Annotated in this window: 28 protein-coding genes; 4 read left to right on the forward strand and 24 right to left on the reverse strand. The window is 41.4% G+C overall.

Annotated features, from left to right (window positions below; genetic code table 11):
• Window positions 1-202: 202 nt before the first annotated feature.
• A complete protein-coding gene (locus ACP5NR_RS04085) occupies window positions 203-1,411 on the forward strand; it encodes an aspartate kinase (protein WP_428005600.1) in 1,209 nt (402 codons plus the stop codon).
• A 1-nt stretch (window position 1,412) separates the two neighbouring features.
• A complete protein-coding gene (locus ACP5NR_RS04090; RefSeq protein WP_428005599.1) occupies window positions 1,413-2,378 on the forward strand; it encodes an aspartate-semialdehyde dehydrogenase in 966 nt (321 codons plus the stop codon).
• Here ACP5NR_RS04090 and thrB read toward each other — a convergent pair.
• The 12 genes from thrB to ACP5NR_RS04150 form a co-directional block, all read right to left on the reverse strand.
• Window positions 2,359-3,192 (reverse strand): homoserine kinase, encoded by an 834-nt coding sequence (gene thrB / locus ACP5NR_RS04095; RefSeq protein ID WP_428005598.1) that lies wholly within the window; start codon window positions 3,190-3,192, stop codon window positions 2,359-2,361. The genes ACP5NR_RS04090 and thrB overlap by 20 nt on opposite strands.
• Window positions 3,189-4,229 (reverse strand): threonine synthase, encoded by a 1,041-nt coding sequence (thrC, locus tag ACP5NR_RS04100; RefSeq protein ID WP_428005597.1) that lies wholly within the window; start codon window positions 4,227-4,229, stop codon window positions 3,189-3,191. The genes thrB and thrC overlap by 4 nt, the downstream gene beginning before the upstream one ends.
• A 71-nt stretch (window positions 4,230-4,300) precedes the next feature.
• Complete coding sequence (locus tag ACP5NR_RS04105) at window positions 4,301-4,960, reverse strand: amino acid ABC transporter permease (protein ID WP_428005596.1); 660 nt, start codon at window positions 4,958-4,960, stop codon at window positions 4,301-4,303.
• Window positions 4,957-5,691, reverse strand: a complete 735-nt coding sequence (locus tag ACP5NR_RS04110) for an amino acid ABC transporter ATP-binding protein (protein ID WP_428005595.1) — start codon at window positions 5,689-5,691, stop codon at window positions 4,957-4,959. The genes ACP5NR_RS04105 and ACP5NR_RS04110 overlap by 4 nt, the downstream gene beginning before the upstream one ends.
• Window positions 5,688-6,335, reverse strand: coding sequence for an amino acid ABC transporter permease (locus ACP5NR_RS04115; protein ID WP_428006011.1), 648 nt, complete (start codon window positions 6,333-6,335; stop codon window positions 5,688-5,690). The genes ACP5NR_RS04110 and ACP5NR_RS04115 overlap by 4 nt, the downstream gene beginning before the upstream one ends.
• A gap of 20 nt (window positions 6,336-6,355) precedes the next feature.
• Window positions 6,356-7,084 (reverse strand): basic amino acid ABC transporter substrate-binding protein, encoded by a 729-nt coding sequence (locus tag ACP5NR_RS04120; protein ID WP_428005593.1) that lies wholly within the window; start codon window positions 7,082-7,084, stop codon window positions 6,356-6,358.
• A gap of 305 nt (window positions 7,085-7,389) precedes the next feature.
• A complete protein-coding gene (locus ACP5NR_RS04125) occupies window positions 7,390-8,691 on the reverse strand; it encodes a B12-binding domain-containing radical SAM protein (protein WP_428004607.1) in 1,302 nt (433 codons plus the stop codon).
• A complete protein-coding gene (locus ACP5NR_RS04130; protein WP_428004608.1) occupies window positions 8,672-9,445 on the reverse strand; it encodes a type III pantothenate kinase in 774 nt (257 codons plus the stop codon). The genes ACP5NR_RS04125 and ACP5NR_RS04130 overlap by 20 nt, the downstream gene beginning before the upstream one ends.
• Window positions 9,429-10,007: a pyridoxal 5'-phosphate synthase glutaminase subunit PdxT gene (gene pdxT, locus ACP5NR_RS04135; RefSeq protein WP_428004609.1), complete on the reverse strand. Its 579-nt coding sequence runs from the start codon at window positions 10,005-10,007 to the stop codon at window positions 9,429-9,431. The genes ACP5NR_RS04130 and pdxT overlap by 17 nt, the downstream gene beginning before the upstream one ends.
• A 13-nt stretch (window positions 10,008-10,020) precedes the next feature.
• The gene (gene pdxS, locus ACP5NR_RS04140) at window positions 10,021-10,899 is read right to left on the reverse strand and encodes a pyridoxal 5'-phosphate synthase lyase subunit PdxS (RefSeq protein WP_428004610.1); all 879 of its coding nucleotides are present in this window, start codon (window positions 10,897-10,899) and stop codon (window positions 10,021-10,023) included.
• 13 nt (window positions 10,900-10,912) lie between these two features.
• Window positions 10,913-12,196, reverse strand: a complete 1,284-nt coding sequence (locus tag ACP5NR_RS04145; RefSeq protein ID WP_428004611.1) for a nicotinate phosphoribosyltransferase — start codon at window positions 12,194-12,196, stop codon at window positions 10,913-10,915.
• Window positions 12,183-12,737: a cysteine hydrolase family protein gene (locus tag ACP5NR_RS04150; RefSeq protein ID WP_428006012.1), complete on the reverse strand. Its 555-nt coding sequence runs from the start codon at window positions 12,735-12,737 to the stop codon at window positions 12,183-12,185. The genes ACP5NR_RS04145 and ACP5NR_RS04150 overlap by 14 nt, the downstream gene beginning before the upstream one ends.
• Before the next feature lie 281 nt (window positions 12,738-13,018).
• Here ACP5NR_RS04150 and ACP5NR_RS04155 point away from each other — a divergent pair, with 281 nt between their 5' ends.
• Window positions 13,019-13,993 (forward strand): hypothetical protein, encoded by a 975-nt coding sequence (locus ACP5NR_RS04155; RefSeq protein WP_428004613.1) that lies wholly within the window; start codon window positions 13,019-13,021, stop codon window positions 13,991-13,993.
• Between the two features lie 12 nt (window positions 13,994-14,005).
• On the opposite strand, the gene ACP5NR_RS04160 is transcribed toward ACP5NR_RS04155, so the two are convergent.
• The 4 genes from ACP5NR_RS04160 to ACP5NR_RS04175 all read right to left on the reverse strand — a co-directional run bounded on the left by ACP5NR_RS04160 (window position 14,006) and on the right by ACP5NR_RS04175 (window position 16,570).
• Window positions 14,006-15,001 carry a hypothetical protein gene (locus tag ACP5NR_RS04160; RefSeq protein WP_428004614.1) on the reverse strand — a complete coding sequence of 332 codons (996 nt, stop codon included), beginning with the start codon at window positions 14,999-15,001 and terminating at the stop codon, window positions 14,006-14,008.
• Window positions 14,964-15,380 (reverse strand): methylglyoxal synthase, encoded by a 417-nt coding sequence (locus ACP5NR_RS04165; protein WP_428004615.1) that lies wholly within the window; start codon window positions 15,378-15,380, stop codon window positions 14,964-14,966. The genes ACP5NR_RS04160 and ACP5NR_RS04165 overlap by 38 nt, the downstream gene beginning before the upstream one ends.
• Before the next feature lie 105 nt (window positions 15,381-15,485).
• A complete protein-coding gene (locus ACP5NR_RS04170) occupies window positions 15,486-16,304 on the reverse strand; it encodes a DegV family protein (RefSeq protein ID WP_428004616.1) in 819 nt (272 codons plus the stop codon).
• An 8-nt stretch (window positions 16,305-16,312) separates the two neighbouring features.
• Window positions 16,313-16,570: an RNA chaperone Hfq gene (locus ACP5NR_RS04175; RefSeq protein WP_428004617.1), complete on the reverse strand. Its 258-nt coding sequence runs from the start codon at window positions 16,568-16,570 to the stop codon at window positions 16,313-16,315.
• A 234-nt stretch (window positions 16,571-16,804) separates the two neighbouring features.
• Between ACP5NR_RS04175 and ACP5NR_RS04180 the strand changes: the two genes are divergently transcribed.
• Window positions 16,805-17,257 carry a ferritin-like domain-containing protein gene (locus tag ACP5NR_RS04180; protein ID WP_428004618.1) on the forward strand — a complete coding sequence of 151 codons (453 nt, stop codon included), beginning with the start codon at window positions 16,805-16,807 and terminating at the stop codon, window positions 17,255-17,257.
• Between the two features lie 156 nt (window positions 17,258-17,413).
• Here the strand turns inward: ACP5NR_RS04180 and ACP5NR_RS04185 are convergent, their stop codons facing one another.
• The 8 genes from ACP5NR_RS04185 to ACP5NR_RS04220 are packed head-to-tail and all read right to left on the reverse strand — an operon-like array spanning window position 17,414 to window position 23,460.
• Window positions 17,414-18,445 (reverse strand): ABC transporter permease, encoded by a 1,032-nt coding sequence (locus tag ACP5NR_RS04185; protein ID WP_428004619.1) that lies wholly within the window; start codon window positions 18,443-18,445, stop codon window positions 17,414-17,416.
• Window position 18,446: 1 nt separating this feature from the next.
• On the reverse strand, window positions 18,447-19,634 hold the full coding sequence (locus ACP5NR_RS04190) for an ABC transporter permease (protein WP_428004620.1): 1,188 nt from the start codon (window positions 19,632-19,634) through the stop codon (window positions 18,447-18,449).
• Window position 19,635: 1 nt separating this feature from the next.
• A complete protein-coding gene (locus ACP5NR_RS04195; protein WP_428004621.1) occupies window positions 19,636-20,556 on the reverse strand; it encodes an ABC transporter ATP-binding protein in 921 nt (306 codons plus the stop codon).
• A 3-nt stretch (window positions 20,557-20,559) separates the two neighbouring features.
• Window positions 20,560-20,829, reverse strand: a complete 270-nt coding sequence (locus tag ACP5NR_RS04200; RefSeq protein ID WP_428004622.1) for an SHOCT domain-containing protein — start codon at window positions 20,827-20,829, stop codon at window positions 20,560-20,562.
• Window positions 20,829-21,662, reverse strand: a complete 834-nt coding sequence (locus ACP5NR_RS04205; RefSeq protein WP_428004623.1) for an ABC transporter ATP-binding protein — start codon at window positions 21,660-21,662, stop codon at window positions 20,829-20,831. Before ACP5NR_RS04205 ends, ACP5NR_RS04200 begins: the two co-directional genes overlap by 1 nt.
• Complete coding sequence (locus tag ACP5NR_RS04210) at window positions 21,638-22,240, reverse strand: hypothetical protein (protein ID WP_428004624.1); 603 nt, start codon at window positions 22,238-22,240, stop codon at window positions 21,638-21,640. The genes ACP5NR_RS04205 and ACP5NR_RS04210 overlap by 25 nt, the downstream gene beginning before the upstream one ends.
• Window positions 22,224-22,589: a GntR family transcriptional regulator gene (locus tag ACP5NR_RS04215; protein ID WP_428004625.1), complete on the reverse strand. Its 366-nt coding sequence runs from the start codon at window positions 22,587-22,589 to the stop codon at window positions 22,224-22,226. Before ACP5NR_RS04215 ends, ACP5NR_RS04210 begins: the two co-directional genes overlap by 17 nt.
• 1 nt (window position 22,590) lies before the next feature.
• Complete coding sequence (locus ACP5NR_RS04220; RefSeq protein ID WP_428004626.1) at window positions 22,591-23,460, reverse strand: hypothetical protein; 870 nt, start codon at window positions 23,458-23,460, stop codon at window positions 22,591-22,593.
• Window positions 23,461-23,608: the final 148 nt, after the last annotated feature.

A 23,608-nucleotide genomic window follows, 5' to 3' on the forward strand; every position in this document is an offset into this window, starting at 1 on the left:
GGTGGCCTCCGCAGCAAGGCGAGGACCAGACACCGAAGGGCGAATGCTGGAGCCGACGTACAAAAAAGCGCATGGCAAGGAAGAGACATTAGAAATTGGAGATTAGAGAAAAAAACAGTAACGGGTGACACGTAATCGGTAATCAGTAAAACAGCGGGTAGCCGGTAGCACGTGGAAAAGACGGACGGAGGCGGAGGATAAGATGCTTGTAGTTCAAAAATACGGCGGTACATCTGTTGAGACTACCGAAAAGATACTCAAGATAGCCGAAAAAATTGCTCAGGATTACGATCGCGGCGATAAAATCGTCGTCGTCGTTTCGGCCATGGGTAAGACGACAAACTATCTTATAAATTTGCTCGATCAGGTCAATCCAAATGCCAATTCGAGGGAATACGATATGATAGCGTCAACAGGCGAGCAAATATCCATTGCGCTTATGGCCTCGGCACTTTCGAGGTACGGGAAAAGATCCGTGTCTTTAACGGGCTTCCAAGCGGGAATAGATACCGATTCGACTTACTCGAGGGCTGCTTTGAAAAGGGTGTACAGAGGGAAGTTGATGTCTCTCATAGATGATGGAATCATACCGGTAGTTGCCGGTTTCCAAGGGATTAGCCCGTCGGGAGATATCACGACGCTTGGACGCGGTGGTTCTGACACGACTGCCGTCGCCGTTGCCTATGGCATAGGTGCCGATCTGTGTGAGATATACACGGATGTTGACGGGGTGTATGCCGCCGATCCGAGATACGTTGACAAACCCAAGAAAATCGATAAAATTTCTTACGACGAGATGATAGAAATGGCAGCGCACGGTGCAAAGGTACTTCACCTAAGGTCCGTTGAACTTGCGCGCAGGTATCACGTGAAACTTGTCGTTAAACATGCTCACATGAAATCTGAAGGTACGATCATAGAGGAGGTTGGACGATTGGAAGAACCTTTGGTTAGATCTTTAACTGTCGATGAAGGCATAGTGAAAATAGTCATAGAAGATGTGCCTGACATACCCGGAATAGCGGCCAGAACCTTTAAACAACTTTCGGACGGGCATGTCTCTTTGGACATGATAGTTCAAAGCATGCATAGAGACGGAAAAAATGATATCGCATTCACCGTCTCGAAAGAAGAATTCAAAGATGCTTTGGAAGCCGTCAATCATGTGAAAGAGGAGATTAAAGCAGGTAATATCCATTCAGACGATACGATGGCAAAGATATCGATCGTTGGAGTGAACATAATAGGATCATCTGAAATAGTTTACAACATGTTCGATGCCATAGCCTCGATAGGAGTCAACATAGACATGATAAGCACTTCCAACAGCAGGATATCTTGCGTGATAAAAAGGGAAAAATTAAGAGAAGTGGCAAAGGTCGTTTCAAAAAGATTCGGATTGGAGGAATAAGATGAAAATAGGAGTTGTTGGTGCCACTGGCGAAGTTGGCAGAACGATGGTAAAAGTGCTTGAAGAGAGGAATCATGAATTTGGCAGTTTAAGACTTTTTGCTTCCGAAAGGTCGCGCGGCGTTAAAATCCCATTTCATGGCAAAGAGATAGAAGTTGAGACTTTGACGGAAGAGTCGATGAAGGCTGGCTTTGATTTTTTACTCTTTTCCGCCGGAAAGGATATATCCAAACATTTTGCACCGATAGCATCGGCGCATGGAACAACTATCATAGACAATTCTTCTGCCTTCAGAATGGATCCGAAAATTCCACTTGTCGTTCCAGATGTCAACCCTCACGTTTTGAAAGGATACAAAGGGATAATTGCGAATCCGAATTGTTCGACGATACAACTTGTGATGGCACTTAAGCCTATTCACGATATTTACAACCTTAAAAGGGTTGTCGTGACGACGATGCAAGCAGTTTCGGGAAGCGGGCATAAAGGAATAGAAGAACTCGAAATGGAAATGAAAGGTACAGGATCTCCGAAAGTTTATCCCCGAGAAATCGCTTACAATTGCATTCCTCAAATTGGTCCCATCTTCGATAACGGCTTTTCGGAAGAAGAGATGAAAATGTTCAACGAAACAAGGAAGATAATGGAATGTGATTGCATCGTTGAAGCGACTACCGTAAGAGTTCCTGTGTTTTATGGGCATTCGGAGTCAGTGCTTGCCGAATTTAAAAGCAAGGTGGATTTGGGAACGGTTTTAAAAGCCTGGAAAGCATCTCCATACTTGAAAGTATGGGACGACTATCCCACCCCGATAGAGATAAAAGGAAGTGATCTTTCTCACATCGGAAGACCCAGAATCTCTTCAAACGGCGCTCTGATGTTCTGGAACGTTGCGGACAACGTCAGAGTAGGCGCTGCGACAAACGCTGTGAGAATTTTGGAGTACTTTACAGATATCGAACGATGATGCCTTCTATGGATGTTTTTTTGTGAAGCAGTTGCCATCCCTGTGGGACCGCTATATCGTGTGTGCCCATGATGGCGATTGCCGTACCGGAACCGCAAAGAAAGATCGGATCTTCAACCTTGGATTTCGTTTCCTCAAAAAAAGCCTTCAATTCAGGATGAAGAGAAAGCCTTAAATCCTGATGAAGTCTATCTTCAAAAAACTCTTGAAGCATCCTTCTGTCTCTGTAATTTGCAAGCACCATTGTGGCACGTTGAAGGTTAAAAACGGCATCTTCAAGAGGCACCATTTTGGGTAAAATTTTTCTTGCTTCTTGAGTTGGAGTTGAAAATGGTGGAATCACAATTGTAATCTCTCTGCACATGGGTTGCATCGAAACGGCGCCGTAACCGCTTTTGAGATGCGCGCTCACCGTAAAGCCACCGAAAACTGAAGCGGCCACGTTATCCGGATGACCTTCTATTTTAGTCGCCATTTCAAATATCTGTTGCCTTGAAAAATGTCTATTTATTTCCATCGCGGCTGCTATACCGAGAATTATAGAGGCGGCACTTGAACCGAGACCTTTCTGAGGTGGTATCATCGATATTTTTTTTATCTTGTATCTCCAGTCTATGCCGTTACTTTCCATCACTTCTTTGAAGGCTTTAAAAAACAGATCTTCTCCTTCAACTTTTATACCCATTTCGGTGATAGAGAGTTCTGTGTCGTACTCTATCTCAACTTCGTTTCGGAGATCTATGGCAAGGCCAAAAGTATCGAATCCGCTTCCGAGATTTGCTATCGATGCGGGCACCGAAACTAAAAGTTTCATGAACTCACCTCCCTCGAAAATATTTCGAAGTCAACAGGTATTGTTTTTATTCTATCTGCGTATTCGTGATCAACGACGTTTGGATCTTTAAGTCCATTACCTGTCAACGTCGCGACAATTGTTTCCCCACCCCTGAACATGTCTTTCATCTTCAAAATGCCGGCAACGGACGCTGCCGACGCCGGTTCGCAGAATATGCCTTCATTCACGGCGATCAATTGCTGAGCGTGCAGTATTTCTTTGTCCGTGACAGTGCCTATCATGCCTTTGGATTCATCCCTTGCCGAGATGGCCTTTTGCCAACTTGCAGGATTTCCTATCCTTATAGCGGTCGCTATGGTTTCAGGATTTTCTATGGGGTATCCTTTGACAATGGGCGCAGCACCTTCGGCCTGAAACCCCATCATGTGTGGTAATTTAGACGATTTACCGTATGATCTGTACTCTTTGTATCCCATCCAGTATGCGGTTATGTTACCGGCATTTCCAACCGGAAGAAAATGGTAATCGGGTGCCTCTCCAAGTTCGTCGACGATCTCAAAGGCCGCGGTTTTTTGTCCTTGAAGTCTGTAAGGATTTATCGAATTGACAACTGTCACAGGAAATTTTTCACTTGCAAGTCTGACCATTTTAAGACAATCATCGAAGTTTCCGTTTATCTGAACGACCTTTGCCCCGTATATCAAAGACTGGGCAAGTTTGCCTATCGCAATTTTGCCCGAAGGTATGACAACAATGGCCTTCAAATCAAAAGCCGTCGCGTATGCAGCGGCAGAAGCAGAGGTATTGCCCGTTGACGCACATATAACGGTTTTTGCCCCTTCTTCAATGGATTTTGCAATGGCAACGACCATCCCTCTATCTTTGAAAGAGCCGGTTGGATTCATACCTTCATATTTTAGATAGAGATCGATACCTAACATCTTTCCGAGATGCTTTGTCTTTATAAGCGGTGTGAAACCTTCTCCTAAAGTTATAACAGGAGTATTTTCATTTACGGGCAAAAATTTTGCGTATTTGTCAAGAATTTTTTCCACGACTGCCTCCTAATGGTTAACGTATTTTATATGTTGTCAATCAATTATATAATAATTCTGTTTAAAAAATATCATACGCCTGGCATTCTTACCATCTTCTCAATTCTTGAAAAACCCCATGTTATAACCATGACAATTACAAGGTAGATAATCGCAACGCTGAGAAAAACATTCATAAATTCAAAGTTCCTGCTTGCGATGAATTCCCCTTGAGCCATGAGTTCCGGAACCCCAACAAGGTATGCGACAGACGTGTATTTTATGAGATAGACGAATTCATTTGTCCACGACGGTATGACTTTTATAAGTGCTTGAGGCATGATGACCCTTGTTATTGCCTGCCATTTCGTCATCCCGATCGAAAGTGCGGCTTTCATCTGACCTGTATCGACGGATTGAATGGACCCTCTTATGTATTCTGCCTGATAGGCGCCGCTGTTTATGGAAAAACTTATTATCGAAGCGATTATCGGAGAAAGGCGTATTCCGATCTGAGGGAGTGCAAAGTAAAAGATGAAAAGTTGAACAAGCAAAGGCGTACCTCTTATCACCTCGACAAAGGCCGTCGATATGGTGTAAGACCATTTTTTGCCATAACTCCTCGATATGCCGACGATGATTCCTATCACAAAGCCAATCGCTATTGAAGAAAGCGCAAGTTCTACGGTGAAAACAAGTCCGTCCATCAAAAACGGAAAAGCGTTCACGAAGACATTTATGAAACGGATCATCTTCCCTCCATGAATTTGGCCAAAAACTGACGTGTTCTTTCTTGCGAAGGATTATTCAAGATCAAAGATGGAATTCCTTCTTCTATTATCTCGCCATTTTCCATGAAAATAATTCTATCCGCGACATCTTTCGCAAAACCTATCTCATGTGTGACTATGAGCATCGTCATGCCTTCGCGCGCGAGTTTCTTTATAACCTCTAACACTTCGCCGACAAGTTCCGGGTCGAGTGCCGATGTGGGCTCATCAAAAAGAATGAGATCCGGTTCCATGGCAAGTGCCCTTGCAATTCCGACACGTTGCTTTTGGCCTCCGGAAAGTTGCGCCGGATAGGCATGCATTTGCAATTCGAGCCCCACTTTTTTGAGATTTTCTTTGGCTATACTTTCGGCTTTTTCGCGAGAAAATTTTTTCACCCTCATAGGACCTATCATTACGTTGTTCAAAACCGTCAAATGGTTGAACAAATTGAATTCTTGAAAAACCATCCCTATTTTTTGTCTGAAAATTTCAGGATGCTTTGATCCTGTTATCTGACTCTCGTTAAGATAAATTTCTCCGCCATCGGGCTCTGTAAGTCTGTTTATGCACATCAACATCGTAGATTTACCTGTGCCTGAAGGACCTATAACGACGACTGTTTCACCTTTTTCCATCTCAAAAGAAATGCCTTTGATTATCTCTTTTTCTCCGTAACGCTTCTTCAAATTTTTTATTTGCAGTACCTTCATGCCCTTTCACCTCTGAACTCAAAGCCCGGAAGTGCGAATCGCTTTTCGATTCTTCTTACAACCGTGTTCGTTGAGAAGGTTACAGTAAAATAAATGGCGGCGCAAAACAGATAAATCAACAAAGGCTCATAAGTTGTGGATACTATATAGGTGCCTTCTCGAAGCAATTCCGTAACTCCAAGTGCGTAAGCGAAAGACGTGTCTTTTAGCACTATCGTGAATTCATTTGTAAGAGGAGCAACGGCAAATCTTAAAGCCTGAGGAAGTGTAACATGAAGGAATATTTGCGTGCCATTCATTCCTATCGATTGAGCGGCAAGTGTCTGACCTTTCGGGACAGAAAGTATGGCACCGCGGAATATCTGCGATTGATATGCTGAACTGCAAAGGCCCAAAGACAAGATCGCTGCCATAAATGGGTTGAATCTGATCCCAAAAGAAGGAAGACCAAAAAACAATATGAACATCACGACGAGCAAAGGTATGCTCCTCAAAACTCTTTCGTAAACTGTGGCAATTATCTTCAGAGGAATATTTCCATAAATCTGTGCAAGTGATACGACAATTGCGATCGAAAAAGCGATCACAAATGAGATGACGGTCAGTTCGACCGTCACGATGGTACCGTCAAGTAAAACTTTCAAGGTGGATACAAGATCCATCTTCATTTACCAAAATATTTATCTACAAGTTGAGACAATTGACCCGATGCTTTGACTTTGGCCAGACCGTCGTTGATCATATCAAGCAGCGTTTTATTTCCTTTGTTAACGGCTATTCCGTAATTTTCATTTGTTATTATCACTCCGACTATTGACACAGGTTGTGTCTGGGCAAATCTTTGCGCAACGGGACTGTCCAGTACGACAGCGTTAACCTCACCGTTGATGAGAGCCTGAAGCGCGTAGATAAAACTTTCATATCTGACTATATTCTTGAGAATGCCGGTTTTAATGAGATTATCGCTTACCCATAAATCTCCGGTCGTACCTGTTTGCACGCCAATTTTGTTATTTCCAAAAAGCACTGTAAGGTTGTAATTTGAATCTTTTTTGACTATCACGTCTTGATCTGCAGACCAGTAAGGATCTGAAAAATCGACAACCTGAAGCCTATCAGGGGTTATGGTCATACCGGCAATGGCAATGTCAATTATTCCGGATTTCAAAGCAGGTATAAGAGAATCAAATGACATATCTCTTATCTGAACCTGAAAACCCTCGACTTTACCTATTGCCTGTATAAGATCCACGTCAAAACCAACGTACTGTCCGTTTTGTACGTATTCAAATGGTGGAAAATCAGCAGAAGTTCCGACTATGTAGGTTTTGGAGAATGCAAATCCAACAAGAGCAAAAAGAAATACCAGCATAACCAATACAATCTTTTTCATTGCCCGTACCTCCCTTGCCAGTTATTTCTGAAATTATACCATAAAAATGGAAAGGTGAAATAACCCGAATTGACAATGGCAAAAACAGAGATTAGGAATTAGACATTAGAGGAAAAGCAATGATCTGTAACGGGTGATGCGTAATCAGTAAAACGGCATGTGGCGGGTAGCGGGTAGCATGTAGAAAAAATAGTAACGTGTGATCGGTAACGAGTAAGCAGTCAAAAACAAAAAGCGATTCCAGTTCTTCGACTGGAATGACAGACGGAGGCGGAGAGTCGGAATTTGAACTTTGTGTGGTATAACTATAAACGATCTGATAGGTAAAATTCTTGAACTTTTCTTTTTATTTTTTCTATGTGCTTTATGCCCATGGAATTCTTCCACCAGTAATGTATGAGAGCACCCTTCAAAACAAGCGGATCTAAGTCTTTTGAAACCTCGCCTTTCGAAACCGCCTCTTCCCAGTCAACGGAACCGGGGATGAGAGTGTATTCGTTCAAAAAAGGTTTTACTCCAAGGTCTATAACGGATTTTACGTCTTCCATTGCAGATTCAAAGGTCTGACCCGGCAGACCGATTATCAGGTATGCTCCCAATTCTTTATTGGTAAATCCATTGTTTTTGAGAATATCGACGGCTTTTTCGAAGGCCGCATTTGTAACCTTTCCACCCGTCTGCTTTTGAAGGTATGGATCTCCGGTTTCATATCCGATTCTTATCGTTTTGAAATTCTTTTTCATCATCAAAGCGGCTATTTCTTCGTCAACGTAAATTGCATGAATGCCGTTGGGAAGATGATACCTTATGCCGGACGGCAATGCTTTCAATATCTCTTTGAATCTTACTTTATCGACAAGGATGGCATCATCGTAAAAGGCAAGGTCTTTGATGCCCATCTTTTTCAAAGATTCTATTTCTTCTATCACGGAACCGACACTTCTTGATTTGAATCCTCTTTGCCATGCCACACAGTATGTGCATCTGAAAGGGCATCCATAAGTTGTGTGTACAACGGCGGCATCCAATTTGTCATAAAGTGAGTAATCAGGCGTGATCTTTTCAAACCAATCTATTCCTACAGGTTCGGGTATTTTTTTTCGAAATATCTTCTCTAAAACTTCGTAAATTTTCGGAATTCCATCTCCAGAAATTACGAAATCCGCACCAGATTTCTTCGCGTGATCCGGAAGCAGCGTGACGTAATTTCCACCGAGGATTACAGGTACCTTAAATCTTTCTTTTAGAAGTTTTATCGTTTCGAAAACGCCACCGTACCAGTATGTCATCATAGAAGTTACGAGAATCACATCGGGATCAAAATCGATTTCGTCGAAAATGGAAAGCGGTGCGCCGTACCTTTTCATGTATCTCGGAATGCCGTAAGTTTTTAAACTTCCGATTATTTCGGAATGAAATTTTCCGGTTCCATAAGGCCCATCGTGTGCGTCGTTGCCGGGCAAATTCCTGTCAAGCAGATCGAGCAATTTAACATCAAAATTTGAAACCCGCAGAGCCTTCGCGATGTACAAAAGTCCTACGGGTTTTAACCAAAAATCGTAAGCCGAAACGTCATGTATGTAAGGATTAACTAAAAGCGCTTTCATTTTTTCGAGAGTAAAAAATGGATATTCCGATAAGCGTGAGATCCGGAATGTATTCTTCTATCTTTGTAGAACTTTTGGAAATTTCAGCACCGTATCCGCCTGTTGATATGACTTTGAAGCGCTTAGAAAATTGATCTTCAAAGAGTGAGACAAGACCATCTATCGCAAACATCGTTCCAAGCATGATACCGGATTGAATGTTTGTTATCGTATCTTTACCAACGGGTGAATCGGGGAACTTAGCCTCAACGGAAGGCAATTTTGCGGTGTTTGTGAAAAGTGACTGAATTGCCGTCCTCGGACCGGGTAAGATAACGCCACCTTCATATTTATCGGTCAAAATATCGATCGTTATTGCCGTCCCAAAATCCACCACGATGACATTTTCTCCGTAATTTGCTTTGGCACTTATAACATTTGCGATCCTGTCCGCTCCGAGTTCGTTCGGAGTCCAGACATCCCACTCGATCCAGTTTACATCTTTGATCTTCACAAAAGTCGGGTTTTTATTCATGTACTTTCTTGCATAGTATTTGAAAACATCGTTCATACTCGGCACAACGGAGGCCACGCAAATATCATCTATGCTTGATGGTTTGTAACCTGAAAAATCAAGAAAATTTTTTATGTGGACGGACAATTCATCTTCCGTGGAGATGTTTTTTGTGCTTATCCTCCATACATCGAAAGATTTGTTGCCGTTCATGAATCCCATCACGACGGTTGTATTACCGACATCAATTGCGAGTAGCATTTTTGACCATCTCCACAAAAAATTCATGAATTCTCGTATCGTCAGAAAGTTCTGGATGAAAAGTTGAGGCAATGATATTTTCATGCCTTACAAAAACAGGTGCGTGGTTGTAACTTGCAAGCACATCGATCTTTCCAACTTTAGTTATCACAGGTGCCCTTATGAAGACCGCATCAAAAGGTTTGTCTCCGATGACAGGAATGGAAATTTCGGCATGAAAAGAATTTATCTGCCTTCCGTATCCATTTCTGCTGACAGAAAGGTCTAAAACATCCAAAGAATCCTGTGCTGGGTGTTCAACTTCGTTTGCTAACAATATCAAGCCGGCACACGTTCCATAAACCGGAAACCCTTTTTCTATTTTTGCCTTTAACACATCAAAAAGGCCTGTCAATTTTAAGAGTTTTAACATCGTGGTGCTTTCGCCGCCCGGCATTATGAGGCCATCAACTGCTTCGAGCGTTTTAACGGATTTCACGCGTATGGAATCTACACCGATCTTTTCCATAATTGCAAGGTGTTCTTCTATATCACCTTGCATTCCAAGTATGCCTATTTTCATGATCTACGCTCTTTCACCAGCCTCTTTCCTGTAATTTCTCAGTCAAAGTGGCAATTTCCTGGCCTTCCATGGCCGTGCCTATATCTTCGCTTATTCTGACAAGTTCTTCAGGATCATCGTAATGCAAAACAGATTGAACTATCGCGTTTGCCATTTTGGCCGGATTTGATGATTTGAAAATTCCGGATCCGACGAAAACTCCATCGGCACCCAAAATCATCATGAGCGCAGCGTCGGCAGGAGTCGCAACGCCACCGGCGGCAAAATTCACGACCGGCAGTCTGCCACGTTCTTTGACCATTCTTACTATTTCCACTGGAGACGCTATTTCTTTTGAGTAACCCACGAGTTCTTCCTCGGCCATCGTTTTGACACGTCTTATGGCATCCATGACAGTGCGCATATGCTTGACGGCCTCGACGATGTTTCCGGTTCCAGCCTCGCCCTTTGTCCTTATCATCGCGGCGCCTTCTGCGATTCTTCTCAACGCTTCTCCGAGATCCCTTGCGCCACACACGAATGGAACTTTAAAATCATGTTTGTTTATGTGAAACTTATCATCTGCCGGAGTTAAAACTTCACTTTCATCTATAAAGTCAACTCCAAGTGCCTCCAAAATTCTTGCTTCCGCTATGTGGCCTATTCTGACCTTTGCCATAACAGGTATCGAGACCGTTTCCATTATACGTCGTATCAAACCGACATCTGCCATTCTCGCGACACCGCCAGCCTTCCTTATGTCCGCCGGTACTCTTTCGAGCGCCATCACCGCAACTGCTCCGGCATCTTCAGCGATCTTTGCCTGTTCCGGCGTCGTCACGTCCATTATGACGCCATTTTTGAACATGTCCGCAAATCCTTCTTTTATAACCCAGGTACCTTTTTCTGCCATTTAAAACACCTCCTCACAAATTAACCTTTTCAAGTCTTGAAAGATTTCCTTTTTTTCTTCCAACTTTTGCGCATGGTTCTCCATCAACTTCGACTATATCCGCAGTTATATCAATTTTTTCTCTCAAAAGGGATGATCCAACTCCGTAAGCGTCGACGGGCACTCCTAACTTCTCGAATAAAGATATCTTCTCTGAATTGAACCCTCCCGAAACGACTATCTTTAAATTTTTCATTCCCATCTCATCAAATTCACGTCTTGCTTTCCAGACAAGTTCCGGACACACTCCCAAAGAATTTTCATTGATGGGAGTAACAGATGTGTCTCTAAGCGTTCCGGACGTGTCAAATCTCACTCCCCATATTTTACCTTTGCCTGATCCTATGACGGAATCGATATTTGACGAAGAAACAGAATATTTTTTGCCTGTCAGATGTTCGTAAAAATCTATCATCATACGTTTCGTCGTGCCTATCACATCGTTGTCCCAATCGACAAGAATTATTCTGTTGACATCGGAAGGTACATACTCGTCAAACTTTATCGCCGCCATAGATGTTGATCCATGATATGCCGCTATCAAAGCGTGAGGCACAGTCCCAATGCCTTTTGCTCCCCAGTAATCGGCATTGGCGTCTGTTGAAACTACTTCAGCGCCGGCTTTGAAAGCCGCGTAACCATCAGTTGCCTGAACCCAGTAGTGATCAAATCTTGCAGAAAAATAAAGTATTTGTTTTCCGTTTGCAGCCTTAACGACACGTTTGACGGCAGTTGCCGAAGAAGTGCCGCGGGCTATTACGCCAAGCAGAACCGTTTCGAGGTAACCAAAATAAATCGGGTCGCCTTCTATCGTCATTATGGGTTCCATATCCTTTGCCTCTTCTCCATCGTAAAGGGCTTTTACCTCGATCTCTGAAAATTTATCAACCCAAAGTGCATTCATGGCATCGCGCAAATCCCATCTCTTCCTGTTTATGCTTTCTATATTTTTTCTGTCCATGTCAAACACGGAATTTTGCAAATCTCTTTCCGCCACAAGTAGTTCCTGAAACAAAGATTGTGCCTTTTCTTCATCCTTAAAGTACCCCGTGCAAAGTTTTAAGATCGCAAGTGCTTCATCAATGCCAACAACTACAGCATCTTTTCTCGGAAAGAATTGATAAAGTACATTTGGATGATAATTGTCTTTTTTCAATACCTCGGTGTATCTCGTGAAATATTTATCTGAATAATATCCCGCACGAATTCTGTCTATCGGAACCTTAAACACTCTCGGATCAAGTCTAATGCTGCGCATTAAAAGACCTCCATTTTTCGATCTTAGCCCCCAACACATCTCTCATTTGGGAAATTGCAAATTCATGTAACTTTTCATCGTAAGAGGCAACACCGTTTTCGTAAATTACAACATCGTAATCTCTGTTTTTCAACTCTTCGACCGTGTACATGACGCATATGTTTGTATCAACGCCGCAAATTTCCACATGCTTTGGAGATAAATTTTTCAAAATATCATCAAAATTCGTTCCGTAAAAGGCTGAAAATCTTTTTTTCATGACAAAATTGATCTTTGAGTAATCTCTGATGATAAACTTCAGATCATCGAAAATCTCCGCACCATAGGTTTCTTTGATGCAATGTACCGGAAAGCGCTTAAACTCAAGATCATTCGGATCGTGCCAATCTTTTGTGAAGATTAAATCGTATTCTCTTTTCATCCTGTCTTTAACGATATCAATAACGACAGGTTTAACCTTTTCCGCTTGAGGAAAGTAAAGCGATCCGTTTTTCGTCACAAAATCATTTTGCATGTCTACGATCATCAAAAGACCAGACAACATACTCACCCTTTAATATTTTAGCACAATTGGAAGATTATAGTCATTAGGAATTCGATTTTTACATTTTTACAAGTGATTTGATATACTATACTTAACTCACTTTAAAAGCCGAATGCTTATTTACCATGAGCGGAGAGCAGGATGCCCTCGAGATGGCCTCCGCAGCCTGCGAGGACCAGACATCGAGTGGGGCACCTGCTGGAGCGATGATTCGGAATTTGAATTTTGTTTGGTATAAAATTGTTTTAAGTTAGTATATTTCGCAAGGGAGGTTCACCATGTCGCTTGGAATTAGCGTTATGATCCCGGAAGGAATTGTGCTTGCAGCAGACAGTCGCCAGACTTACAGAAATCAAAAGGGAATGGCACGCATCGGTTCAGATTCGGCCTCGAAGGTATTTCGTATCGGTTCACGCATGGGATTGGTCATTTCAGGCCTTGCGTTTTTGCCGCAGCAAGGTGTTATGAAGAACGTCAGCGGTTTTATCGATGAATTTCGTCAGACAAAGCCAGTTGATAAAATGTCGGTTGGAGATGTCGCAAAAGAAATTTCCCAGTATTTTGATACCATTGTTCCTTATCGTGAACAGATCAAGCACATGCCTGAAAGCATAAAAACAGATTTAGCGAGACAGGGAATGGAGTTGGTAGATCTCAAAGAAGAACCGACAAGAGTCGTATTTCATTTCAAAAATCGGGAAGGTCAGTTACAGGAAGCAATTGCCGCACCGGACGGATTGCAGTTCATCCTCGCAGGTTACAACAAAAACAGAAGCAGCGAAGTTTACATGATATACATTCCCGGCACCGTCGAACAGGTTCGGGACAGCCGCCAACAAGGTAAAGAATTCGGTGCAGGCTGGATCGGTCAAACAGATGTCGTAACACGCATTGTCTTAGGTTTTGATCCACACATGCAGGGAATTCCCTTCGTTCGCGAAGCATCGGCCAAGATCGGTGAGAGCGCAATTCAGCAACAATTACGGGGTATGGAATACAGCATTCAATGGGGTACCATGACCATGCAGGATGCCGTCGACTTCTGCCAACTTGCCATCGATACCACCACCGCCATTCAACGTTTCAGCGATGGGGTACTCATGGATCCGGGTGGCATAACCGGCGTTGGGGGCCATGTTGATGTTGCAGTTATAACATTTGATAAAGGTTTTGTCTGGCTGAGCCGAAAACATCTAAAGTCTAAAGATGGCAACGAAATTGATCTTGAGAATTTACCGTCTTTGGAGAAATAGTCCATTCGAAATCTAAGGTTGATTGAGAATGTCTTTCCACATCTCGATCATTTTCTTTGCTATTTCTTTTCCTTCAATATTCCTTTTTTTAAGCATTTCCGGAGTAACTTCGAGTTTTGTGCTCATTCTTTTTCTCACGATGCCGGAATCTATTTTTAATATGGACAGAATTTGACAAAGGCATTCTGCCTCTTCATCTTTTATCTTTATCGTCCAATCATACCTTTGATTCTCTATTTGATCGACAAAATCATTCATTCTCATGATAGACTTTATGATTTTTGATGGCGGAAAGGCTTTTTCTTTGAAAGTGTCCGCTGATTTTGTTCTGGCAAAAATTGCCTGCCATCTGCATTGATGATCTACCTTATCGGCAATTTCAAAATTCACAGATGGTATTCCAAGGTATGCTTCCAAATTCAATGCTTTTGCTATTTGAGATGCTTTCGAAAAATATTTGCCCTTAACGAAACCATCCAAAGGCATAAAAAGCCTTTCTTTTGAAATTCTTTGTACAAGAGGCATGAAAGTTTTCATTGCAGTTAAAGTCTTTTCTTCCACGTCAAGATCGTAATTCGAGATGAACCTCAAACCACGTAAAATTCTGACGGGATCTGATTTGATATTTTCGTATGGATTGAATGATCGCAGAATTTTGTTTTTGAGATCTTCAATGCCGTTGGTTGGATCAACAACGTGAGAAATCAGAATTTCACCGTTCTTTTGAACCGGAAAAGCCATTGAATTTATTGTAAAATCACGCCTTTTGAGATCGTAATCGAGAGATTCATATCTTGAAATATCGTACTTAACACCTTTTATGAAGGTTCCTACGGTTTCGCCGGTTTTCGATTCTTTAAAGGTTTTGAATTTGATCTTCTCAAAAGCAGTTGTGGTTATGAGATCGTACTCTTTTGGTTCCGTGCCTAAAATTGTGTCTCTTACAGCACCACCGACGACAAAAAGGTCATCAAGGTTTTGGGCTATTATTTGTGGAATTTTCTTCATTGAGATCCGTTATTATCTTTTCAATTATCGCCGTTGCGCTGGCGAGATTTGTCGCCAAAGGGACGTTATGAACATCGCAAACTCTCAAGAGTGCGGATACATCTGGTTCATGTGGTTGTGCCGTGAGCGGATCTCTCAAAAATATCACGTAATCTATTTTGGAAGACGCTATCATGGCACCTATTTGAAGATCTCCTCCAAGAGGGCCGGAGAGCATTTTGTTCACTTTTATCTTCAATTTGTCTTCTAAAACTGTTCCGGTTGTATTCGTCGCGTAAAGTTCGCATTTTGACAGGACATCGAGATGCTCTTTGACAAAAATGACCATGTCTATTTTCTTTTTATCATGAGCCACAAGAGCCACACGTAACCTACCCATCTCATCACCTCATTTACAGTTTATCAATTTCATTGCTCCGCTGCGGAGGCCACCTTGAGGCATCCTGCCCTCTCTGTGTTTTTGTCATTTACCGTACTTTACACATCAAGTATAAATTAATCCTATTGTTCCTTTCCCTCCATGAAGAGAAAGCGCAGGGCCAAGATAGTAAACTATGATATCTTTGAAATTTGAAAATCGATTTGCAAAAAGTTCCGATTCATCTTTCGATCCTGTGTAAGCAATGGCACATTTTGTGGCGTTAGGATCTAATTTTTTCTCAAGCACTTTAAGTGCATGTTTCTTCCCTAAAGATATAGATTCTAAACTTATGTGACCTTCTTTTATCGTGAAAACAGGCTTAAGGTTCAAGATTTCGCTCAAACTCAAAGCCGCTTCGGGCATTCTCCCGCTTTTTTTGAGGTACTTAATCGTGTCTAAAACAAAATGAGCCTTGACAGATGCTCTTCTCGACTCTATTTTTTTAACGATATCATCAAAGTTCATGGATTTCACCATATCGCACGCATCCATGACAAGAAATCCTTCGGCCATAGACAAAGTTAGAGAATCCACAACCGATATTTTCATATCTTTGTAATCTTTTGCGGTCATGCTTATGGCTGAATAGGTTCCGCTGAGTTTAGAAGATATCGTTATAACTATCGCCTGATCATAACCTTCCGCTTTTACCTCGTCAAAGGTTTTTTTTATGTCTCCGATTGCAGGCAAAGATGTTTTTAAATCGTGATTTTCGAGCAACTTTACAACATCGGGTGCGCTTATATCAAATCGATCTCTGTATTCGTGGCCGTCATCCGATATGATCCTGAAAGGAATGAGTTTTACGTTGTGATCGGAAACAAATTTTTCATCGAGATCGCAGCCGGTATCGGCTATGATCGATATCTTTGCTTCAGCCATGAATTTTTCTAACTATGCTTGGCAGTTTGGGCTGTGTACTCTATTGAAAATTTACCGGAAGGTATCATGGCAATTATGGCATGTTTGAATATCAGGTTATCATTTCCAGTTTCTTCATTTTCAAGTATCACGGAGTACATATCAAAATGCTTTATCTTTCCCTTCATTTGAATATTCTCGATCAGGTAAAATTTGATCGTCACGTTGTTGCTTTTTGCGTAGTTCATAAAACCATCCTGTGCAGAATACCTATCCGTTTCTGTCATTATTTCCCTCTTTTCTTTCAATCGCTTTTATCAAATATACAACTTGATTCAAAAAATGTCAACTTCAAAAAATATCGTTAACCGCTGCGGAGGGCAGCATGCCCTTTTTCTGATTACAGATTACATCTTGGAATTTGAACTTTGTTTGGTATAATATGTGTGATATCGAGTGCTTTAGAGGCATTGAATTTTGAATGAATGTGATTCTTTTCACAAATTCTGGAGGTGAATGAAATGGTCAGTCTCGAAGAACTTTTAGGTGTTGCTTTGAAGATCGAAGGTAGCGGATATGAATTCTACACCACTCTTGCAAATCGAAGCACCAAAAACAAAGAATTGTTTAAAAAACTTGCCGAACAAGAAAGAGACCACATGAAGACATTTGAAAAGATAGTGGCGCAGTCAAAAGAAAAAAGCGGATTGCAACCTTTGAACGAAGAGGCAGTTGGATATCTGAAAATTTTTGCCGAAACGTCGATCTTTCCAGAGATAGAACAAGATGTACCTGAAGATCTTGAAGAAGCACTTCAGGTTGCCCTTGATGTTGAAAAAGACAGCGTCGTCTTTTACGAAGAACTGGCGAAATACGCACCTCAAAAAGAAACGATTCAAAAGATCGTTGAAGAGGAGAAAAGACATTTCAAAGATATTCTGAAAATGATAGAAGATCTTAAGCACATAAGTTAATATGCTAAATTTACTTCAAAAATTGAACGTCTATTTATCATAGCGGAGGGCAGGATGCCTCAAGGTGGCCGACGCTGCGCAGCGAGGACCAGACATCGAGGGGACGCCTGCCGGAACTGAAAATCATTCGGAATCTAAAGTGAACTTAGTATGAGTTCAGTCTATTTTAAAAATTCTACTAAATCCAAGCAGAACCAGTACTGCACCGAAAAACATTATGGCAATCGTAAGCCAATACGAAAGTACAGACATGGGCGCTATGCCCATGGCTGATTTCATGGCTATGACTATGTAGGTAAGTGGCAATCCATATGCTATATCCTGCAAAAATTTGGGCAAAAGATCCAGCGGAAAATAAACTCCCGAGAAAAACATTATAACGGTGTAAAGTACCGATGAGATTTCACTTGCCACCCTTGCACTCGGAGAGAGTAAAAGGATGATCATGCCTATACCCATCATGCCGAAGGTGCCTGCTAAAGTTGTCACTATGAATCTCAACCAATCTATGGAATAAGGTGGATGAAAGAATACCATCGCAACGAAAAAAAGTAAAATTATGGAAAGAAAACTCTCGATCATCTTTTCGAATAAGAAAGCGGCGTAAAATTCCCATTTTGCAAGTGGAGTTGTCCAGAATTTTTTAATCACCTTTTTGTCTCTGAAGTGGGCAAGAGATGCCGTTATAGAAAATATACCGGCAGAGAAGATACTCAATGCGAGTATGCCCGGAATCAAATTGTCAAGATAATTTATTTGCTTTCCGGAAAATGAGACGTCGTTTCTTTTCACATTTATGATATTTGTTATGCCTTTTGATTTGTTTATCTCGTCTGCAACACTTTTGGATATGGAGGTGTAGTAATCTGAAGATTGAAGGTTTGCAGGGCTCACATACGTGATGAGCGAGGTGCCGTCTAAGGTAAGTCCAAGATCGATTTTACCGGAATTGACAGCCTCCTGAAGTGATGACAGTGTCGGATATTCAACGTATTTTACACCTGAAACGGCCGGAAGGACCTGTCCGTAATATCCAACGTTCATTGAACCTTGAGGAGAGTATATGCCTGAAAAGACATAGCCAAAGACAAGCAAAGTCACAAGGGGAAAAAAGAGGTTGAAAAAAAGATTCATTCTATCTCTAACGGAATGAAAAGTCATGGCCTTTAAAATTGCCGAAAATCTCATTTCATGCCTCCCATTTGAATGTCTTAATGCTGTATATTCCCATCACGATTGCCCATGCTGCCGGTACGATCACGTTAAGATAGGCCGGCGTCGGAGATGACATTATTCCCATTGCCGATCTCAGGCCGTTACCGAGATAGGTTGTCGGAAGTGCGTAAGCGACGGCCTTTACAGCAAAAGGTACGCTGGTTATCGGAAAGAAAAGCCCACCCAAAAACATGAAAAGAAAATTGAAGATATTTGCCATTGCATTTCCGCTATCGGCACTTTTCGCAAAACTCGCTATGAAAAATCCAAGTGGCAGGGTTGCGACTATCGTGAAAATCACGTAAAAGATAGACCATCCGTTGAAATTAAGCGTTGCTCCCAACCAAAAGCCTATTGCGATTATTATGCTTATCTGAATTATCTCTATGACGATGTTTGAAAAGATCATGGCAAAAAAGTATTCACTCTTGTTTAAAGGGGCAACAAAAAGTTTCCTCAAAACTTTCTTTTCCCTTTGAACGAGCAAATCGTCGGTTATTCCGAAAAGTGAAACCGTCATAACGGCCATTATCAAAATCCCTGGCACCACGAAATCGACGTAAGAGAAATTTTGTCCGCTTTTTGAAATGTATTCTGTGACAGGAGAAACGAAGTCAGAATTATTTCCTGAACTTTTGAGGAATTCCGAGTTAAAAGATTCCAAAACGGACGACAAAATCGTAAATGCCACGTCTGAAGTCTGACTGTTTTGAAGTGTGTATATCTCAACTTGAGGCTTTGAGAAAAGACTTAATCCACTTTTTTGCTGAAGTAAAGTTGTGTAAACTTGTGTGTTGAAAAGTTGCGGTATGACAACAACCGCGTTTATCTTTCCGTTTTTCAATTTCTCAAGCGATTCGTTGAGAAATTGCTGTGTCGATCCCGCCTCCAAAGTCAAGATCGGAGTTTTCCCGTCTGTCGCAACAGACAAAGATTTAAAAGCATCGGAGATGTAGGAAGCAAAGTTCATGTTGGTATTTTGAAAAGTCGTTGCTTCATTCACAAGCGCGATTTTGACCGAAACGCCCTTTCCGATATTTGTGAATATAGACGCAAGTATGAGAAGCAAAATAACGGGAAAGAAAATATTCCAGAAGATCACAGATGGCGATCTTATGGAAGAAATCATAAGCGCTTTGAAAATGGAAACAATTCTTTTCACTTCAATCCCTCAATTTTCTTCCCGTAAGATTCAAAAAGACATCTTCAAGATTCGGCTGTCTTACAATTATATCATTGACTTTTATGAATTTTTGATCGAAAAGGTCAAGTGCCTTTTTCATGTCGGACGGCAAAGATGATGTCACTATCATGATCTTTGAACCTTCCGCGTTGACTTTTTGAAATTCCGACTTGAAAGACGATAGATCGAATTTTTCCGATCCTAAATCGATCTCTATGATCTTCTCACCGCCAAAAGTCGAGATGAGTTCTTCCGGCGTACCCTTTGCGATTATCTTTCCGTGATCCATGACGTATATGTAATCTGAAAGGTATTGAGCCTCTTCCATGTAATGCGTCGTCAAAAAAACCGTTTTTCCGCTATTTCTGAGTTTATCTATCATGTCCCAGACATTTCTTCTTGCCTGAGGATCAAGACCCGTGGTTGGTTCATCCATGAAGATCATCTCCGGATCGCCAACGAGCGCTGTCCCTATGGCAAGTCTTTGCTTTTGCCCTCCTGAGAGTTTCTCAACTTTTGCACTTGATTTATCTTCAAGACTTATCTCTTTTAGCACATCTTTGACATCCAGACCTTTTTGGTAAAGAGATCTGAACATCTTCAAAATTTCCAAAGTGGTAAGATGGTCTATGAAATTATTTTCCTGAAGCATAACTCCGATTCTTTCTCGGAGGTTTCTGGGCACTTTCTTTTCAACTTTTTCTCCAAAAAGCGTTATCTGTCCATCGTCGTAATCTTTTAATCCTTCCAAAATTTCAAGTGTGGTTGTCTTTCCCGCACCATTTGGACCAAGGAGGGTGAAAACTTCACCCTCCAGGACTTTAAAGGAAATTCCATCGACGGCTTTGACATCCGCATAGTATTTCTTGAGATTTTCAACTTCTAAAATTGATCCCTTCATTTTTTACCTCTTTAAATCTTTTTCGAGATCTGCTTTTATCTTTTCGTATTCTTCTTTGGAAATCTCACCTTTTGCGTATCTTTTCCTGAGTATTTCAAACGCATCTTCATCATCATACCACCATCTGTGATAGTGGCGATAGACATTATTCCATCTAAATGATCTTATCACATGGAAGATGATCCACAAAAAAAATACGAAAACCAGAATGCCGATTATTGCCTGTATCCAGCCAAAACCCCAGCCAAACCAGTAAGGTCCTCCGTAGTACATCACAAATCACTCCTTTCAAATGGGCTAAATCGCCTTTGTCCTTGAATATATGCAATCGATATCTCCATCAAAGTGGGATATCTTCCTTCGTCTTTATCCGTTCTGTAAAGAATTTCATCGCCGACGGCACCTATAATTTCACCGCCTATCTTTTCATTTCTTCCACCTATTCTGTGCTTTGATTTGGCATCATCGACGGTATCGGTGTAAATTATCCTGCCCTCTTTTATTATCGCGAATGCGTCCGCGATCTCTTCCAATTCGTATATTTCGTGTGAAGAGATGACAATCGATCTTTTGTCCTGTTTGACAAAATCTTTCAAAACTCTCAACACGTCTGTTCTGACAACGGGATCAAGGTTAAGCGTCGGTTCATCGAGAATCAGAAGTTCGGCACCGCTTGACACCGTTAAGGCCAAGTTCATTATGACTTTCATGCCTGTTGAATAATTTTCAACGCGTTCTCTGAGATCAAGGTTATAATGCATTATGAATTTGTTGAAGATCTCATCATTCCATTCAGGGTAAAGCATGCTCCATAGTCTTCTGTAATCTTCGCCTTTGAATCTTGAAAATGAGATTCTGTTTTCTGTTAGGACTGCTATTCTATCCTTTAAATGTTGACTGAATTTAACGCCAAAGATATCTATTGTCCCCTGATTCGGAAAGATATCTCCGTACAAACATCTCAAAGTCGTCGTTTTACCCGCACCGTTTGGACCTATCAAAGAGAATATTTCTCCATAGTCGACGGAAAAATTCACGTTGTTTAAGACTGTTTTTTCACCGAATCTTTTTACGATGTTTTTCACATCGACAATCTTTTCTGCCATTTTTTCGTCACTCCTTTCTTTGAAAACAGGTACGAAGATATGGCCACAATTGCCACGGCAAATAAAAGAGCCGCGATCTCATTTTCCTGATAAATTGGACTTATCATACGGTACAAATTTTGAGATTGCGGCTCTATAGATCCGAAAATTATATCCGCAACCCAGAAAAGCCATATGAAACCACTGCCGCTTAGTCCGGCAACTGCAAAGATGTTGAAAAGTCCGTAGTAGGCCGTAAGAAAAATCAGAGAGTACGCAATTTGGGAAAAAGCGATGTAAATTGAAAGTCCAATTATGCCGCTAACGGCGAGTTGTACGATTGTCACTATCGTGATCAAAGAGACGAAAGGAAACCAGAATATTTGTGAGTAAGAAAAAGGCAATGCCGTCAACTCCGAAATTGATTCTCTGTGGTGCCTGTGCGGATCCATGTGTGACAAAATGACGGTTATCATCAGAATCATGAAAATGCTTCTTACAAAACTAACGGGTATGAACATGAGAATTGCGAAGACGGCGAGAGCGCCTCCTCTTTCTATGAAATCTTTCATGAAATACGCTTCAAGTTTTTGAATCATTTTTCCAAACCTCCTCCATTATTAAAATGGCTGTATTTAAATCTATGCCCATCGTTTTTAGTTTTTCGACGGTCTCGTTCAAAAGTTTTATCACATCTGCTTTCGCGCTTTTGACAGATGTCACAAAATATCCGATGCCATGCTTGGATTCAACTATCCCTTCTAATTGCAAGCGTTCAAGTGCCTTTAAAATTGTGTTGACGTTGACATCAAAAATTTCCTGTAATTCTCTCACCGGTGGAAGTTGATCTTCTGATTTTAAATTTCCAAGCAATATTTCTTTTTTTATTATGTCTATAACCTGAATGTATGCCGGAATGCCGTTGTGCTTATTCACTTTCTCAAACATGTCAATACCTTATCCTGTTGATCTTCAAAAACCCGCCGGTATTTTGAATGTCGAGACTTCCTTGATTCGACGTTACCGTGTAAACGGATAAATTTCCACCTATCGCGTTTACAAAAAGCGATCTTGATCCGGTCCATTCATCGGTGTATTTCAAATTGCCATCAACAGAAACGCCGTTTATTTTCATCGTGTTTGCAGAGACCATAAGATCTATTTTGTCCCCCGTACCATTTATTTCCACACTTGATGCGTTAAGGGTGCCATTTAAATTTATTCCAACGCCGTTTATCGAAAGCGTCCTTGCACTTATCGATGAATTCATGTCTATACCGACAGAATTGAAGGTAATTTCCTCTCCCGATATATTTCCGTTAACCTTAAGGCCAGTCGTGTGAAAACTTGCATCGACAAATTTGTCTTTCGTACCCACGACAATCCTGAAAGTAGCGTTATTTTGGCCTTGAGACGATATATCGAGTGTGTTTCCGCTTCTTGTGATCTTCAAAGAAGATGGTATGTATATCGTGCTTGTCGATGGATCGAAGGTCATATCAAGGCCGGTGACATTTACAGAAAGGTATCCGGCACCCTGGATGTATTTGTCAGGATAAAGAGTTTGTGAAGGTGCGATCGATGGAAAGAAGTTAAAATTTGAAGAAACATCGTAAGGCACCGCAACTCTTATCGCAACGACAACTGCGAATATCACGGATATCACAATCAGAAAGGCAGCGTACCTTCTCATGTTGATGGCAAAAATTATCAAAGCGCTCACGCCAAAGATTATTTTCAACGGCAGAAATGGAATCAAAACTGCCAACAGGCCTAACGCAATTGCCAAAGATGTTCTAAAGATAATCGGATATTTCACCATGCTCCCACCTCTTGTTATAGTGTTATACCTAACTATAACACATAATCACATTAAAGTCAACTACCCCTTATAATTCAGGGCGCCTGCCAGAGCGATGATATAGATCATTCTTTGACTAAAAATGATATAATTTTTGACACAGATA

The sequence above is a fragment of the Athalassotoga sp. genome (assembly GCF_049965695.1).
Classification (GTDB): Bacteria; Thermotogota; Thermotogae; order Mesoaciditogales; family Mesoaciditogaceae; genus Athalassotoga.

Bases quoted from the DNA above. Each gene is read 5' to 3' on its own strand.
- ACP5NR_RS04085 (WP_428005600.1), top strand. From the start codon at position 203: ATGCTTGTAGTTCAAAAATACGGCGGTACATCTGTTGAGACTACCGAA.
- ACP5NR_RS04090 (WP_428005599.1), top strand. From the start codon at position 1,413: ATGAAAATAGGAGTTGTTGGTGCCACTGGCGAAGTTGGCAGAACGATG.
- thrB (WP_428005598.1), bottom strand. From the start codon at position 3,192: ATGAAACTTTTAGTTTCGGTGCCCGCATCGATAGCAAATCTCGGAAGC.
- ACP5NR_RS04105 (WP_428005596.1), bottom strand. From the start codon at position 4,960: ATGATCCGTTTCATAAATGTCTTCGTGAACGCTTTTCCGTTTTTGATG.
- ACP5NR_RS04110 (WP_428005595.1), bottom strand. From the start codon at position 5,691: ATGAAGGTACTGCAAATAAAAAATTTGAAGAAGCGTTACGGAGAAAAA.
- ACP5NR_RS04120 (WP_428005593.1), bottom strand. From the start codon at position 7,084: ATGAAAAAGATTGTATTGGTTATGCTGGTATTTCTTTTTGCTCTTGTT.
- ACP5NR_RS04125 (WP_428004607.1), bottom strand. From the start codon at position 8,691: ATGAAAGCGCTTTTAGTTAATCCTTACATACATGACGTTTCGGCTTAC.
- ACP5NR_RS04130 (WP_428004608.1), bottom strand. From the start codon at position 9,445: ATGCTACTCGCAATTGATGTCGGTAATACAACCGTCGTGATGGGATTC.
- pdxT (WP_428004609.1), bottom strand. From the start codon at position 10,007: ATGAAAATAGGCATACTTGGAATGCAAGGTGATATAGAAGAACACCTT.
- pdxS (WP_428004610.1), bottom strand. From the start codon at position 10,899: ATGGCAGAAAAAGGTACCTGGGTTATAAAAGAAGGATTTGCGGACATG.
- ACP5NR_RS04145 (WP_428004611.1), bottom strand. From the start codon at position 12,196: ATGCGCAGCATTAGACTTGATCCGAGAGTGTTTAAGGTTCCGATAGAC.
- ACP5NR_RS04155 (WP_428004613.1), top strand. From the start codon at position 13,019: ATGTCGCTTGGAATTAGCGTTATGATCCCGGAAGGAATTGTGCTTGCA.
- ACP5NR_RS04160 (WP_428004614.1), bottom strand. From the start codon at position 15,001: ATGAAGAAAATTCCACAAATAATAGCCCAAAACCTTGATGACCTTTTT.
- ACP5NR_RS04165 (WP_428004615.1), bottom strand. From the start codon at position 15,380: ATGGGTAGGTTACGTGTGGCTCTTGTGGCTCATGATAAAAAGAAAATA.
- ACP5NR_RS04170 (WP_428004616.1), bottom strand. From the start codon at position 16,304: ATGGCTGAAGCAAAGATATCGATCATAGCCGATACCGGCTGCGATCTC.
- ACP5NR_RS04175 (WP_428004617.1), bottom strand. From the start codon at position 16,570: ATGACAGAAACGGATAGGTATTCTGCACAGGATGGTTTTATGAACTAC.
- ACP5NR_RS04180 (WP_428004618.1), top strand. From the start codon at position 16,805: ATGGTCAGTCTCGAAGAACTTTTAGGTGTTGCTTTGAAGATCGAAGGT.
- ACP5NR_RS04185 (WP_428004619.1), bottom strand. From the start codon at position 18,445: ATGAGATTTTCGGCAATTTTAAAGGCCATGACTTTTCATTCCGTTAGA.
- ACP5NR_RS04195 (WP_428004621.1), bottom strand. From the start codon at position 20,556: ATGAAGGGATCAATTTTAGAAGTTGAAAATCTCAAGAAATACTATGCG.
- ACP5NR_RS04200 (WP_428004622.1), bottom strand. From the start codon at position 20,829: ATGTACTACGGAGGACCTTACTGGTTTGGCTGGGGTTTTGGCTGGATA.
- ACP5NR_RS04205 (WP_428004623.1), bottom strand. From the start codon at position 21,662: ATGGCAGAAAAGATTGTCGATGTGAAAAACATCGTAAAAAGATTCGGT.
- ACP5NR_RS04210 (WP_428004624.1), bottom strand. From the start codon at position 22,240: ATGATTCAAAAACTTGAAGCGTATTTCATGAAAGATTTCATAGAAAGA.
- ACP5NR_RS04215 (WP_428004625.1), bottom strand. From the start codon at position 22,589: ATGTTTGAGAAAGTGAATAAGCACAACGGCATTCCGGCATACATTCAG.